Source organism: Staphylococcus sp. Marseille-Q5304, from assembly GCF_943737015.1.
GTDB classification, from domain to species: Bacteria; Bacillota; Bacilli; order Staphylococcales; family Staphylococcaceae; genus Staphylococcus; species Staphylococcus hsinchuensis.
Genome location: NZ_CALSFP010000001.1, coordinates 1,852,019 through 1,867,604 on the forward strand (window position 1 = coordinate 1,852,019; position 15,586 = coordinate 1,867,604).

The 15,586-nt window shown below is 38.8% G+C and carries 10 protein-coding genes and 2 rRNA genes; 2 read left to right on the plus strand and 10 right to left on the minus strand.

What is annotated here, in order from left to right; translation table 11 throughout:
* Positions 1 to 154: 154 nt before the first annotated feature.
* The 6 genes from NGI30_RS09190 to NGI30_RS09215 form a co-directional block, all read right to left on the minus strand.
* Positions 155 to 1,213, minus strand: coding sequence for a PIN/TRAM domain-containing protein (locus NGI30_RS09190; protein WP_251943453.1), 1,059 nt, complete (start codon positions 1,211 to 1,213; stop codon positions 155 to 157).
* A 121-nt stretch (positions 1,214 to 1,334) separates the two neighbouring features.
* Positions 1,335 to 2,705 carry a DNA repair protein RadA gene (radA, locus tag NGI30_RS09195; protein ID WP_251518563.1) on the minus strand — a complete coding sequence of 457 codons (1,371 nt, stop codon included), beginning with the start codon at positions 2,703 to 2,705 and terminating at the stop codon, positions 1,335 to 1,337.
* A gap of 281 nt (positions 2,706 to 2,986) precedes the next feature.
* On the minus strand, positions 2,987 to 5,455 hold the full coding sequence (locus NGI30_RS09200) for an ATP-dependent Clp protease ATP-binding subunit (RefSeq protein ID WP_251943455.1): 2,469 nt from the start codon (positions 5,453 to 5,455) through the stop codon (positions 2,987 to 2,989).
* Positions 5,456 to 5,469: 14 nt separating this feature from the next.
* The gene (locus tag NGI30_RS09205) at positions 5,470 to 6,480 is read right to left on the minus strand and encodes a protein arginine kinase (RefSeq protein ID WP_251943457.1); all 1,011 of its coding nucleotides are present in this window, start codon (positions 6,478 to 6,480) and stop codon (positions 5,470 to 5,472) included.
* The gene (locus tag NGI30_RS09210) at positions 6,467 to 7,024 is read right to left on the minus strand and encodes a UvrB/UvrC motif-containing protein (protein ID WP_251518557.1); all 558 of its coding nucleotides are present in this window, start codon (positions 7,022 to 7,024) and stop codon (positions 6,467 to 6,469) included. Before NGI30_RS09210 ends, NGI30_RS09205 begins: the two co-directional genes overlap by 14 nt.
* 16 nt (positions 7,025 to 7,040) lie before the next feature.
* Positions 7,041 to 7,502, minus strand: a complete 462-nt coding sequence (locus NGI30_RS09215; protein ID WP_251518555.1) for a CtsR family transcriptional regulator — start codon at positions 7,500 to 7,502, stop codon at positions 7,041 to 7,043.
* Positions 7,503 to 7,659: 157 nt separating this feature from the next.
* Between NGI30_RS09215 and NGI30_RS09220 the strand changes: the two genes are divergently transcribed.
* Positions 7,660 to 8,874 (plus strand): NupC/NupG family nucleoside CNT transporter, encoded by a 1,215-nt coding sequence (locus tag NGI30_RS09220; protein WP_251943459.1) that lies wholly within the window; start codon positions 7,660 to 7,662, stop codon positions 8,872 to 8,874.
* A 63-nt stretch (positions 8,875 to 8,937) separates the two neighbouring features.
* Here NGI30_RS09220 and pdxT read toward each other — a convergent pair whose 3' ends face one another.
* Positions 8,938 to 9,504, minus strand: a complete 567-nt coding sequence (gene pdxT / locus NGI30_RS09225; RefSeq protein ID WP_251518551.1) for a pyridoxal 5'-phosphate synthase glutaminase subunit PdxT — start codon at positions 9,502 to 9,504, stop codon at positions 8,938 to 8,940.
* 1 nt (position 9,505) lies between these two features.
* Complete coding sequence (gene pdxS / locus NGI30_RS09230; protein ID WP_251518542.1) at positions 9,506 to 10,393, minus strand: pyridoxal 5'-phosphate synthase lyase subunit PdxS; 888 nt, start codon at positions 10,391 to 10,393, stop codon at positions 9,506 to 9,508.
* A gap of 98 nt (positions 10,394 to 10,491) precedes the next feature.
* On the opposite strand from pdxS, the gene pdxR reads away from it, so the two are divergent.
* On the plus strand, positions 10,492 to 11,868 hold the full coding sequence (gene pdxR / locus NGI30_RS09235; protein WP_251518540.1) for a MocR-like pyridoxine biosynthesis transcription factor PdxR: 1,377 nt from the start codon (positions 10,492 to 10,494) through the stop codon (positions 11,866 to 11,868).
* Positions 11,869 to 12,347: 479 nt separating this feature from the next.
* Here pdxR and rrf read toward each other — a convergent pair.
* Positions 12,348 to 12,462 (minus strand): 5S ribosomal RNA (gene rrf, locus NGI30_RS09240).
* Positions 12,463 to 12,539: 77 nt separating this feature from the next.
* Positions 12,540 to 15,461: ribosomal RNA gene (locus tag NGI30_RS09245) — 23S ribosomal RNA — on the minus strand.
* Positions 15,462 to 15,586: the final 125 nt, after the last annotated feature.

Consider the following 15,586-nt stretch of genomic DNA (forward strand, 5'->3'; position numbering starts at 1 on the left):
TGCCATAAAGCACTCCTCTTTAATTCATTGGGTATATTAATCGGTTATGTTTCAAAATACACCTTTAAAATTTATTTATCTATTGTAGCATTTTCAACAAGGAGATGATAATACCGCAGTTGTTATCGATTTTGAAACGGTGACACATATTTAACTATTGCGTCATTTTAGCAAAGATAATTCGACCTGAAGAAGACTGTAATAAACTAATAACTTCAACTTCTACTTGTTCTCCGACGTATTTTTTAGCATGATCTACGACAACCATCGTGCCATCATCTAAATAACCAACTGCCTGACCGGCCTCTTTACCTATTTTAGTTAATAATAAAGTAAAGCAATCACCTTGGTGTACATTCGGTTTAATCGCTTCTGATAAATCGTTAACGTTCAAAGCTCTTATCCCTTGCACGTGGCATACTTTATTAAGATTAAAGTCTGTAGTAATAATATGTGCTTTGTATTGTTTCGCAAGTTTGATAAGCATTGCATCAATATCGCTATGCGTAGAAGTTGGATGTATCACTTGTGTTGGATAATCAATGTCATATAACTCATTCAGCAAATCTAAACCACGCTGACCCTTTTCTCGCTTCACACTATCTTTAGAATCCGCTATTACTTGTAGCTCATTAATCACTCCTTGAGGAATGAAAAGCACCCCATCGATGAAACCACATTCGATGATATCTAAGATACGCCCATCAATAATTGCACTCGTATCTAGAATCTTAGGAACTGCATGGCTCGCATTTGTAGACATAGAACGCGCCATTTTTTCAGGTAAAAATAACAACATTTCATCTCGTTTACGTAACCCAAATTCAAAACCAAAATAACCTAATATAATCGTTACAATAATGGGTACAAAATGATTTAATACATGATTGCCTATTATTTGGAAGATGAATGAAATCATTACTGAAATGAGTAAGCCAATCATTAAACCAATCGTTGCAAATAAAATTTCTACTGCACTTTGACGCATTATCTTACGTTCTAAATCTTTTAAAGTAAATGTCACTTTTCTTATAAACCATCCGAAAATTAAAAAGAATAATGCAATCCCTATCAGTGCATTACAATAACTGTTTTTTAAAAAAGTGTAGTGACGTAAACCAAAGTCAGATGCAATTTCAGGGATTAAATAAACTCCTAAACTTGCCCCTAATATGAAATAACAAAGTATAACGATGATTTTTAATGTTTTCATTGTCACCCTCCCTTCTCATCTTTTATTAATAAATAATGTCTGAATGCTTTAATTTTACTTTTTGAATAACTTAACGCCTATGTATTATGACATATCGTTCCGTTTTACGTGTTACGTGCAATTATTTTGAAATTGCATATTTTAAAGCATCATGAACATTTTCCACTCCTATAACTTTAATATCTTCTGGGAACTGCCAGCCACCGATATTCGTCTTTGGAATAATGACTCTCTTGAAACCTAATTTAGCCGCTTCTTGCACACGTTGTTCAATACGTGACACACGGCGAACTTCTCCTGTTAAACCTACTTCACCGATGTAACAATCTAGCCCATCGACTGCTTTATCTTTGAAGCTTGAGGCTGTAGCTACAATAATACTTAAATCTACTGCAGGTTCGGTCAGTCTAACCCCACCAGCAACTTTAATATATGCATCTTGTTGTTGTAATAAATAATTTTCTTTCTTCTCCAAGACGGCCATCAATAAACTCAATCGATTATGATCAATGCCTGTAGCCATACGTCTCGGGTTGTTAAATGTCGTAGGAGTAACTAACGCTTGAACTTCTATGAGTAGCGGTCTCGTACCTTCCATCGTAGAGACGATTGTAGATCCAGGTACATTCGTTGACCGTTCTTCTAAGAACATTTCAGAAGGATTTTTGACTCCTTTCAAACCGCTTTGTTTCATCTCGAAAATACCCATCTCATTTGTTGAACCAAAACGGTTCTTAACTGCTCTTAATATACGATAAGCATGGTGCTCATCACCTTCAAAGTAGAGTACGGTATCAACCATATGTTCTAACAACCTTGGGCCAGCAATTTGTCCTTCCTTCGTCACGTGTCCAACGATAAATGTTGCAATATTCATTTGTTTTGCAATGTTCATTAGGCTTTGGGTACTTTCTCTCACTTGAGAAACTGAACCTGGTGCTGAACTGATTTCCGGATGAAAGATTGTTTGGATTGAATCGACCACGAGTAAATCCGGTTTCGTTTGTTTCACAGTTTCATGAATAATTTCCAAATCCGTCTCTGCAAAAACATTTAGATTGCTTGAGTTTTCTTCTAATCTCTGTGCTCTCAATTTTGTCTGGCTTAATGATTCCTCACCCGTAATGTATAACACATTATGAGATTGAGAAAGTGCTGCACAGACTTGTAAAAGTAAAGTAGACTTCCCTATACCAGGATCTCCACCTATTAACACAAGAGAGCCATTTACAATACCGCCACCAAGTACTCGGTTGAATTCTTCCGATTTACTCAATATACGTGGCGTCGTTTCTTGCTGTATATCATTTAACTTTTGTACTTTAGCTGTGTTTTCACGACTACGCACGCCATGTTTTGGACTAGTACTCGCCTTTTGTTCTACTATTTCTTCCATTTGGTTCCATGCGCCACAGTTAGGACATTTACCCATCCATTTCGGTGACTGGTAACCACATGCCATACATTCAAAAATTACTTTTTTCTTGGCCAAAACTGCACCTCCATCTTTAATAAGAACAAATCTATTTTAAACCTCATACAGAGTTAAAACAAATTAAAATACATTATTCTTTTTTATTGGTGTTTATAAATCACTTATTTTATTATAACCACAATTAAATCGGTCATCCTTTCCATGAAATTTTCACAAAATAAAAAGAATCTGAGACAAAAATAGATGTCTCAGATTCTTTGTTAACGAGTGGGAATACGAAATCTCTATTATAAAATTCGCTTTCTGTCCCACTCCTTATCGTTTATTTGTGTGTGAAGCTATTTAGATTCAGAAGTTGCTTTATCTTGATCTTCAGTTTCTGTACGTTCTTGAATGTCATATTTAAATTCTTCTCCATCGTAATCAATTTGAACGTCTTTACCTTCAATTTGATTACCGTCTAAGATGAGTTCACTTAAATTATCTTCTACTGTTTTTTGGATTGCACGAATTAATGGGCGCGCACCGTATTCTGGGTCATAACCTTCTTCTGCAATTTTTTCTTTCGCAGCGTCGGTTACTTTAATGTTGATGTCTTGTTCGTGAAGACGACTTGTTAATCTGTTTACCATCATCGTAACAATTTCTTTCAATTCATCTTTTGATAGTTTGTGGAATACGATAATGTCATCTACACGGTTTAAGAATTCTGGACGGAACGCATTTTTCAATTCTTTCAACATTGTCTTACGGATTGTTTCATAGTCTTCACCTTCAGCTGCGCCACCAAATCCTGCAAATCGTTGGTCTTGTAATTCTTGTGCACCAACGTTAGAAGTCATAATAATCACTGTGTTACGGAAGTCAACTTGACGACCTTTCGTATCTGTTAAATGACCATCATCTAATACTTGTAATAGGATGTTGAATACATCTGGGTGTGCTTTTTCTATTTCATCAAATAAGATTACAGAATATGGTTTACGTCTAACTTTTTCAGTTAATTGGCCACCATCATCATGACCTACATAGCCTGGAGGGGCTCCGACTAAACGACTGACAGCGTGTTTTTCCATGAATTCACTCATATCAACACGAATCATGGCATCATCTTCACCAAACATAGATTCAGCTATTGCACGTGCGAGTTCAGTCTTACCTACACCAGTTGGGCCAAGGAAGATGAAACTACCGATTGGTTTTTTAGGATCTTTCAATCCAGCTCTTGCACGTCTAACGGCTTTACTGATTGAAGTTACCGCATCTTTTTGTCCGATAACTCTGTTGTGTAGTGTATTTTCTAAGTTTAATAAACGATCTGATTCAGTTTCATTGATTTTTGTTAATGGAATACCTGTCCATCCAGCGATAACTTCACCGATGTCTTCTTCAGATAATGCTGTGTTATCACCGTTTTGAGTATTTTTCCAATTGTTTTTAGATTCTTCGTATTGTTTTTCTAATTTTGTTTGTTTATCTCTTAAGTTAGCTGCATTTTCGAATTCTTGAGCATGTACAGCAGCATCTTTTTCATTTTTAACTTGCTCAATTTCTTGTTCAATTTCTTTTAAGTTTGGTGGTGTTGTATGATTTTTCAATCTTACTTTAGAGCTTGCTTCGTCGATTAAGTCGATTGCTTTGTCTGGTAAGAATCTATCTGATACATAACGGTCGCTTAGTTTAGCAGCTGAAATAAGTGCTTGATCTGAGATGTTAATACGGTGGTGTGCTTCATAGCGATCACGTAACCCTTTTAAGATTTCAATTGTATCTTCAACTGTAGGTTCATCAACTTGAACAGATTGGAAACGACGTTCAAGTGCTGCATCTTTTTCAATATTTTTACGATATTCATCTAAAGTTGTCGCACCGATACATTGTAGTTCACCACGTGCTAATGCTGGTTTCAAGATGTTTGAAGCATCGATTGCACCTTCAGCACCGCCAGCACCTACTAATGTGTGTAATTCGTCAATGAATAATATGACGTTACCTGCTTGATGGATTTCTTCCATAACTTTTTTCAAGCGTTCTTCAAATTCACCACGATATTTCGTACCTGCAACAACCGTACCCATATCAAGAGACATCACGCGTTTATCTTTTAATGTTTCTGGCACTTCGTTGTTAACAATTGCTTGAGCTAAACCTTCTGCAATTGCTGTTTTACCAACACCAGGTTCACCAATTAATACTGGGTTATTTTTAGTACGACGACTTAATACTTCGATTACACGAGTGATTTCTTTATCACGACCGATGACTGGATCTAATGTGCCATCTTTAGCGATAACAGTTAAGTCACGTGCAAGTCCATCTAATGTTGGTGTGTTGTTTGATTTGTTTGCTTGCGCATTTTTTGTATTCATTTCAGGACTGCCTAGTGCTTTTACAACTTGTGCACGGGCTTTCGTAATGTTTAAGTCTAAGTTTGCAAATACACGTGCAGCGACACCTTCATTTTCACGAATAAGACCAAGTAAAATATGCTCAGTTCCTACGAAATTGTGATGCAATTTACGTGCTTCATCCATTGATAATTCAATAACCTTTTTCGCACGAGGTGTGTAATGTAGCGCACCCATTTGCTCTTGGCCATGACCGATAAGTTTCTCAACTTCTTCGATGACCTTTGCTTCCGTAATATCAAATGACTCTAGCACTTTAGCTGCAATACCTTCTGGCTCTTTCATAAGTCCTAAGAGTAAATGTTCTGTTCCTATATTTGAATGATTTAATCTAATTGCCTCTTCTTGGGCGTGTGCTAATACACGTTGTGCACGCTCTGTTAATCTACCAAATAACATAATAGCATGACCTCCTAATTTATATGTTCTCTCAATATTTGCGCTCTAATTTCATTTACTGATCTATCATCTTCATCATCTAATAAGAATGGTGTTTGCATCGCGATCATCATTTCATTAAATTTAAAGTGCTCTAATTCTAAATAACCTAAATCAATACCAAGCTTTACATCGCTCAGTCTTAATGAGGCCTCTTCCATATTCATCAGTCTACTATACTTTAAAATACCTAACGAACGATATACTCGATCTAGCGTTTCACTATGATTGTGCTCATTAAGCTGATCCCTTATTTGAAGTTCTTCGTTGATAATCTGTTGCACAACTTCGTTTAAACTCTCGATAATATGATCTTCGGTGTTACCTAAAGTAAGCTGGTTAGATATTTGATATATATGACCGTAGACTTGCGAACCTTCTCCGTAAATACCTCTAATTGTAAAACCAAATCGGCTGATTGTTTGAGCAATGCGATTCATCCGGTTCATAATCGATAATCCAGGTAAGTGCACCATGACACTCGCCCTCATACCTGTCCCAATATTTGTAGGACAAGTCGTTAAATAACCGAGATTTTCATCAAAGCTAATATCTAATGCTTTATCTAATTTGTCGTCAATTTCTGATGCTTTCTCATACAAACTATGCAGTGATAAATCATTTCCCATTGCTTGTATGCGAATATGATCTTCTTCATTTACCATGACACTTAAGGATTCATCCTCATTCGCTAACAATGCAGAAGCCGGTTGTTTAATTAACTCTGGGCTTATTAAATGTTTCGCCACAAGTTTATATTTACTCTGTTGGTCCATCATATCTAATCGTTGAATAGACATTTCTGGAAGTGCATCCTGTACTTCGTTTATCACTCGAAATCCTGCCTCTTCTGATGGAAACATCAACGGATGAACATGATTATTTAAATTTCTAGCTAGTCTAATTCTTGATGACATAACGACTGGCACTTCAGCTACATTACGCATCCATTCACTCATATATGCATTAATTTCACTGTTGTTCATCACGATTCACCTCGCTGTCCGCCTTCAAAGCTTTGATTTCATCACGAACAATTGCAGCTTCTTCGAAATTTTGTTCTTCTATGAGTTTGTCTAAATATGACGATTTTTCTTCTATTTTCTTTTTAAGTGCTAACTTTTTATATGAAGACTGAGGTGTTTTGCCGACGTGTTCAACTTGTCCGCCTTGCACGCGTCTAACAATATCGATAATGTCGTCTTTGAAAGTTCCAAAGCAATCCGCACAACCGAATTTACCGACGTGTGCAATATCTTTGAGGGTCATACCGCACGTAGGACAACGTTTCTCTTCTTTAAATGCAATGTTATCAAACTCTAAGCCGTGTTTTGCTGCTAAGTGCTGTAAGATTTGTTTAATGACGAAAGTATCTTCAATATCATCGTTACCTTGCATTTGCTGATCGTTCGACCAAACATTATCACTTTGTGCACATGTCGGACAAAGCCATTTTTCTTCTAATCCATCTACGCCTTTAAAAGCAACTTTATATTCAGCTTCGTTTGAATGACAATTTTCACAGAGCACGTCACATCACCTCACTTTAATAATAACTAATCACGTGTAGCAAACGTTTAAGAATATTAGCTCGAATAATATCTCGAGCCATCACATCCATGTTTAATGTTTCTCTGTCTATTACAGCTCTGATCATCTTAGCTTCTCTTTCATTGATGTAATGGTTGTCTAATAAACCATCAATAATATAGTATCCTTGTTGTTGAGAAATAGATGGTCCGATCAATTGTAATAAGTGATTAATATAACCTTTTACGTCTCTATTTTCTATCTTCGTGATGCGGATATAACCGCCTCCACCACGTTTACTTTCTATTTCATAACCGTGTTCGTTCGTAAAACGAGTCTTGATCACATAGTTTAGCTGCGAGGGTACACAATCAAAGCGTTGCGCAATATGTGCACGTTGAATTTCAACTACATCTTCATTTGCGTCCTCAAATAATTTCTTAATGTATTGTTCTATGATGTCGGACATGTTATGCATGTTCATCACCTCTTTTGACCATCTTTGACTATATTATATGACCAACTTTGACCTTTTTCAACCAATTTGATTTAAAAATTTTAAAATACTCATGTTAGTAAACTCTGTTTTATTGTATGATATAAGATAAGAAAATTTAAAAGGGACTGAAATTATTATGCATATTATCATAGGATTAATTGGGATTGCAGTATTTTTAGGCTTGGCCTATTTATTTAGTTCTGACAGAAAGAACATTCGATGGAAGTATGTCGGAATATTACTCGTAATACAACTTGTATTTGCTTTCATATTATTAAAAACAAAGTCCGGTATTACAGTTATCGGAGCGATATCAAATGGCTTTAACTATTTACTATTAAAGGCAGCTGAAGGTGTAAAATTCGTGTTCGGTGGTTTCGAATATGTCGATCCGAAGAACCCACCATTCTTCTTTAATGTATTACTACCTATCGTATTTATTTCAGCGTTAATTGGTATCTTACAATACACAAAAATTTTACCTTTAATCATTAACTTCTTAGGTTTAATCATTTCAAAAATTAATGGTATGGGTCGTCTAGAATCATACAATGCGGTTGCTGCAGCTATATTGGGACAATCAGAAGTATTCATTTCATTAAAGAATGAGTTAGCTCACATTTCTAAACAAAGACTCTATACGTTAACTGCGTCTGCGATGTCTACAGTTTCAGCTTCGATCATCGGTGCATACTTTACGTTGATTGAACCACGATACGTAGTTACAGCTGTAGTATTAAATTTATTTGGCGGTTTTATCATCGCATCTATCATCAATCCATACACAGTTGATGAAAAAGAAGATAAATTGATTTTAGAGAAAAGTGAAACAAAGAAACAATCTTTCTTCGAAGTATTAGGGGAATACATCTTAGACGGATTTAAAGTTGCAGTCATTGTCGGGGCAATGTTAATTGGTTATATTGCAATCATTGCATTGCTCAATGGTGTCGTGAGCGCCATCTTCACTGGCGTATCTGGTGGACATATTACATGGGACTTCCAAACATTAATTGGTTTTGTCTTTGCGCCGTTTGCATTCTTAGTCGGCGTACCATGGGATGATGCCGTTCAAGCAGGTTCAATCATGGCAACTAAATTACTTTCAAACGAATTCGTAGCAATGGAAAGCTTGAGAAAGGCGAAAGATATGAGCGACCATGCGGTTGGTGTTATTTCAGTATTCGTTGTATCATTCGCAAACTTTAGTTCAATTGGAATTATTTCTGGTGCGATTAAATCTCTAAATAGTGAAAAAGGAGATATGGTTGCACGTTTTGGATTAAAATTATTATTCGGTGCGACACTCGTATCATTTATCTCAGCAGCTATAGCAGGATTCTTCATTTAATAAAAAAGTGGTTCATCGCATATTTGCGACGAACCACTTTTTATTATTTTAATGGGATTTATATTATTTTTCTTGTTTAGCTACAATTTCATCTATGAAATATTGAGTAATTCTAAAATCATCTGTTAATTCAGGATGGAAAGAAACACCCAAATATTTACCTTCTTGTACTGCTACAATTTTATTTGAGATTTCACTAAGAATTTGAGCCTCGCCATGAACTTCTGTGATATGGGGTGCACGAATAAACACGCCTTCGATATCTTGCGCCACACCTTTAACATCTAATTCACTTTCAAAGCTATCTACTTGTCTACCGAAAGAATTTCTCTCAACAGTAATATCTAATTTATTGAGATAACCTTCTTCGCCAACTATATCTTTAGATAGTACAATTAAACCTGCACATGTCCCAAACATTGGAAGCTCAGATTGTTGTAAGGCTTCTTTAAAGCCATATAAATTCATTAAGCGACGTAAAGTAGTAGATTCACCACCAGGTATGATTAAGCCATCTATATCGTTTAACTGCTCTGTTCTTTTAACAGAGATACCTTCATGTCCACTTAATTCAATATGGCGTATATGTTCTCGAACAGCACCTTGAAGTGCTAATACACCTATCTTCATCTTACCAACCACGCTCTTGCATACGTTCTTCTAATGACAATTCATTAATGTCTAACCCTTTCATAGCAGTACCTAAATCTTTTGCTAAACGGCCTATTAATTCATAGTCTTGATAATGTGTTGTAGCTTGAACAATCGCTTTGGCGAATTTTTCAGGATCATCTGATTTAAAGATACCTGAACCAACGAACACACCATCAGCGCCTAATTCCATCATTAATGCAGCATCTTGAGGTGTTGCTACACCGCCCGCAGCAAAGTTAACTACTGGTAAGCGACCATGATCTTTAATATCTTTTAATACTTCATAAGGTGCACCAATATTTTTAGCCTCAGTCATAATTTCATCATCATTCATTACTGTTAAACGACTTACTTCAGCATTAACTTGTCTCATATGTCTTACTGCTTCAACGATATTACCTGTACCTGGCTCACCTTTCGTACGTAACATCGCTGCACCTTCACCAATACGTCGTGCAGCTTCCCCTAAGTTACGGCAACCACATACAAATGGTACAGTAAAGTTATCTTTACGTAAGTGGTATTCTTCATCTGCAGGTGTAAGTACTTCAGATTCATCGATATAGTCAACACCCATAGATTCTAATACTCTCGCTTCAGTAATATGACCAATACGACCTTTAGCCATGACTGGTATAGAAACTGCATTCATAACCTCTTCAATAATATTTGGGTTAGCCATACGTGCTACACCACCAGCTGCTCTAATATCAGATGGTACACGCTCTAAAGCCATCACTGCAACTGCGCCAGCTTCTTCAGCGATTTTAGCTTGTTCTGCATTTACGACGTCCATAATTACGCCGCCTTTTTGCATTTCAGCCATACCTCTTTTAACTCTTTCTGATCCAGTCATTTTACTCATAAATTATTACCCCTTTACTAAGTTGATTAAATTCATTTTAAAAGATAAACTGGTATTTAAAAAGGGACAATTCCGAATTAATTTAAGGGGTCAGTTATATGGTAAAATCACATCTCTATATCAAATTGTATGAAGATTTAAAACAACAAATTATTGAAGGTCAATATCAATCTGGAGATAAATTCCCGTCAAAACGTGCATTAAGTCAGCACCTTTCAGTGAGTAACACTACGATTGAGCACGCTTACCAATATCTATTAGATGAAGGTTATATTTACTCGAAACCACGTTCAGGTTACTTCGTCTCAGATATCGAGAATTTACCACTTATACACAGAACAGGATCACCTGTAGAATATGATGAAGATTCAAAAACGATTCAAAATGATGTTACAACTCATTATGATTACGCATTTAATTTAAGAGAAATAGATACGGAATATTTTCCAAACCAACAATTTAGAAAGTACGCACGTGACACTTTTGAAGATAATGCAGTGAATCTATTACAATATACGCACCCTAAAGGGGAGTGGAAGTTACGCCAAGAAATCGCACATTATCTGTTTTATAGTAGAGGGGTTACATGTCGACCAGAACAAATTATTGTTGGATCATCTACTGAACAGCTCATTTATTTACTAACCGATATATTAGCAGAAACAGACTACATTATTGAGAATCCAAGTTACCCACCTATCAAAAATGTACTGGATAAAAAAGAAATCTTCTATGCGCAATTCCCAGTAAACAAGACAGGTATGGATTTAAAAAACTTAAAAACCTCAAACTATCATGTTGCATATGTGACACCATCCCACCAATTTCCAACTGGATATGTCATGAATCTCAAAAAAAGAACCCAATTAATTCATTGGGCTCAACAACGAACTGATCGCTACATCATTGAAGATGATTACGATTCAGAATTTAGATATTTTGGGAAACCTATTCCTGCTTTACAAAGTTTAGACACGAAAGACAAAGTGATTTATATCAGTTCATTTTCAAAATCACTGTTCCCTAGTTGCAGAATCGCATATTTAGTCCTACCCGATAAATTAGTGGATAAATTCGATCATATGCATAATAAACCATCAAATACAGTGCCTACACACATGCAACATATCGTAGCAAAATTCATGGCTTCTGGAAGTTTTGAACGGCATTTAAATAAAATGCGTAAAGTATATAAAGCCAAACTTCAATATATTATTGATGCGCTAGAACCCTATCATAAACAGTTGAAGATTGATGACGCACTTGCGGGCATGCATTTCACTTTAACTGTAAAAAATAAATTAACAACAGAACAATGTTTAGCACGTGCAAAAGATAACCACTTAAAAATCATTCCTTATAGTATGTATGATGATACAATCACTGAAACCAAATTTATTTTAGGATTTGGAGGCATTCCATTTTCAAAAATTAAAGATCACACCGACGCTTTAATCAAATCCTTAACCGTTTAGACTCACTTGTCCAAGGCAACTTGGGCTTAGTGAGTCTTATGCAAGTGTGTAACCACTTGCGATCCTTTATCTACGCAGTCCAAGGCAACTTGGGCTTAGTGAGTCTTATGCAAGTGTGGAAGCACTTGCGTACCTATCATTCATCAGCTTCAAACGCTTTTAAAGCACTACTTGTTTTTTCAATACTTAGTAGTGCTTACGTACTCTTGCGGAACGTAAGTCGGCTACCATCGACGCTAAGGAGAATCTTCCTGATTACGAAGGCAAGCGCTCGCATCTTTCCTCATTTTCGTTCTTTCCTTATTCACTTACCTCTTGTAAGCTCTTTGCGTCTTTCTCTCAATTCGTCAGCTTCAAACGCTTTCTTCTATCAGGGACAATGCAAGGTTAGAAGTTAAGCTCTTTTTGTGCCTGCGGCACTGATTAGCGCCTTTTTTCATATAAAAAAAGAGACCTTTCGGTCTCTTTCTTGGGTTATTGCCTGGCAACGTCCTACTCTTGCGGAACGTAAGTCCGACTACCATCGGCGCTAAGGAGCTTAACTTCTGTGTTCGGCATGGGAACAGGTGTGACCTCCTTGCCATTGTCACCAGACAATGCAATGTATGAAATTATACATTCAAAACTAGATAATAAGTAAAATGAATGAAACCAAACAAAACGTTTAAAAATTGATTAAGTCTTCGATCGATTAGTATTCGTCAGCTCCACGTATCGCTACGCTTCCACCTCGAACCTATTAACCTCATCATCTTTGAGGGATCTTATAACCGAAGTTGGGAAATCTCATCTTGAGGGGGGCTTCATGCTTAGATGCTTTCAGCACTTATCCCGTCCATACATAGCTACCCAGCGATGCCGTTGGCACGACAACTGGTACACCAGAGGTATGTCCATCCCGGTCCTCTCGTACTAAGGACAGCTCCTCTCAAATTTCCTACGCCCACGACGGATAGGGACCGAACTGTCTCACGACGTTCTGAACCCAGCTCGCGTACCGCTTTAATGGGCGAACAGCCCAACCCTTGGGACCGACTACAGCCCCAGGATGCGATGAGCCGACATCGAGGTGCCAAACCTCCCCGTCGATGTGAACTCTTGGGGGAGATAAGCCTGTTATCCCCGGGGTAGCTTTTATCCGTTGAGCGATGGCCCTTCCATGCGGAACCACCGGATCACTAAGTCCGTCTTTCGACCCTGCTCGACTTGTAGGTCTCGCAGTCAAGCTTCCTTATGCCTTTACACTCTATGAATGATTTCCAACCATTCTGAGGAAACCTTTGAGCGCCTCCGTTACTCTTTAGGAGGCGACCGCCCCAGTCAAACTGCCCATCTGACACTGTCTCCCACCATGATTAATGGTGCGGGTTAGAAATCCAACACAGCAAGGGTAGTATCCCACCAACGCCTCCACGTAAGCTAGCGCTCACGTTTCTAAGGCTCCTACCTATCCTGTACAAGCTGTGCCGAATTTCAATATCAGACTACAGTAAAGCTCCACGGGGTCTTTCCGTCCTGTCGCGGGTAACCTGCATCTTCACAGGTACTATGATTTCACCGAGTCTCTCGTTGAGACAGTGCCCAAATCGTTACGCCTTTCGTGCGGGTCGGAACTTACCCGACAAGGAATTTCGCTACCTTAGGACCGTTATAGTTACGGCCGCCGTTTACTGGGGCTTCGATTCGTGGCTTCGCAGAAGCTAACCACTCCTCTTAACCTTCCAGCACCGGGCAGGCGTCAGCCCCTATACATCACCTTACGGTTTAGCAGAGACCTGTGTTTTTGATAAACAGTCGCTTGGGCCTATTCACTGCGGCTCTCCTGGGCTTGCACCCTAAAGAGCACCCCTTCTCCCGAAGTTACGGGGTCATTTTGCCGAGTTCCTTAACGAGAGTTCGCTCGCTCACCTTAGAATTCTCATCTTGACTACCTGTGTCGGTTTGCGGTACGGGCACCAGTATTCTAGCTAGAGACTTTTCTTGGCAGTGTGAAATCAGCGACTCGAGGAAACAATTTCCTCTCCCCATCACAACTTGACCTTATGAGTGTCGGATTTGCCTAACACTCAGTCTTATTGCTTGGACGTGCACTCCAACAGCACGCTTCGCCTATCCTACTGCGTCCTCCCATCGCTTAAAACGAATCATGGTGGTACAGGAATATCAACCTGTTATCCATCGCCTACGCCTGTCGGCCTCAGCTTAGGACCCGACTAACCCAGAGCGGACGAGCCTTCCTCTGGAAACCTTAGTCAATCGGTGGACGGGATTCTCACCCGTCTTTCGCTACTCACACCGGCATTCTCACTTCTAAGCGCTCCACATGTCCTTGCGATCATGCTTCAACGCCCTTAGAACGCTCTCCTACCATTGTCCTACGGACAATCCACAGCTTCGGTAATATGTTTAGCCCCGGTACATTTTCGGCGCAGTGTCACTCGACTAGTGAGCTATTACGCACTCTTTAAATGATGGCTGCTTCTAAGCCAACATCCTAGTTGTCTGGGCAACGCCACATCCTTTTCCACTTAACATATATTTTGGGACCTTAGCTGGTGGTCTGGGCTGTTTCCCTTTCGAACACGGATCTTATCACTCGCGTTCTGACTCCCAAGTTAAATTGATTGGCATTCGGAGTTTGTCTGAATTCGGTAACCCGAGAAGGGCCCCTCGTCCAAACAGTGCTCTACCTCCAATAATCATCACTTGAGGCTAGCCCTAAAGCTATTTCGGAGAGAACCAGCTATCTCCAGGTTCGATTGGAATTTCTCCGCTACCCACAACTCATCCGCTCACTTTTCAACGTAAGTCGGTTCGGCCCTCCATTCAGTGTTACCTGAACTTCAGCCTGGTCATGGGTAGATCACCTGGTTTCGGGTCTACGACCAAATACTCAACGCCCTATTCAGACTCGCTTTCGCTACGGCTCCACATTTGCTGCTTAACCTTGCATCAGATCGTAACTCGCCGGTTCATTCTACAAAAGGCACGCCATCACCCATTAACGGGCTCTGACTACTTGTAAGCACACGGTTTCAAGTTCTATTTCACTCCCCTTCCGGGGTACTTTTCACCTTTCCCTCACGGTACTGGTTCACTATCGGTCACTAGAGAGTATTTAGCCTTAGGAGATGGTCCTCCCAGATTCCGACGGAATTACACGTGCTCCGTCGTACTCAGGATCCACTCAAGAGTGAACAGATTTTCGACTACAGGATTATTACCTTCTCTGATGTAACTTTCCAGTTACTTCGTCTAATCTATTCTTTTCTAACTCCGTAGAGAGTGTCCTACAACCCCAATAAGCAAGCTCATTGGTTTGGGCTCTTCCCGTTTCGCTCGCCGCTACTCAGGGAATCGATTTTTCTTTCTCTTCCTGCGGGTACTAAGATGTTTCAGTTCTCCGCGTCTACCTTCGGATATGCTATGTATTCACATATCGATAACACGACATAACTCGTGTTGGGTTTCCCCATTCGGAAATCTCTGGATCACAGCTTACTTACAGCTCCCCAAAGCATATCGTCGTTAGTAACGTCCTTCATCGGCTTCTAGTGCCAAGGCATTCACCGTGCGCCCTTAATAACTTAATCTATGTTTTTAGTCAAAAGACTAAAAAGCAAACGTTATTAATCTGTGAGTGTTCTTTCGAACACTAGCGATTATTTTTGAATTCAAGCGTATACACGCTATTCACTCGGTTTTGCTTGGTAAAATC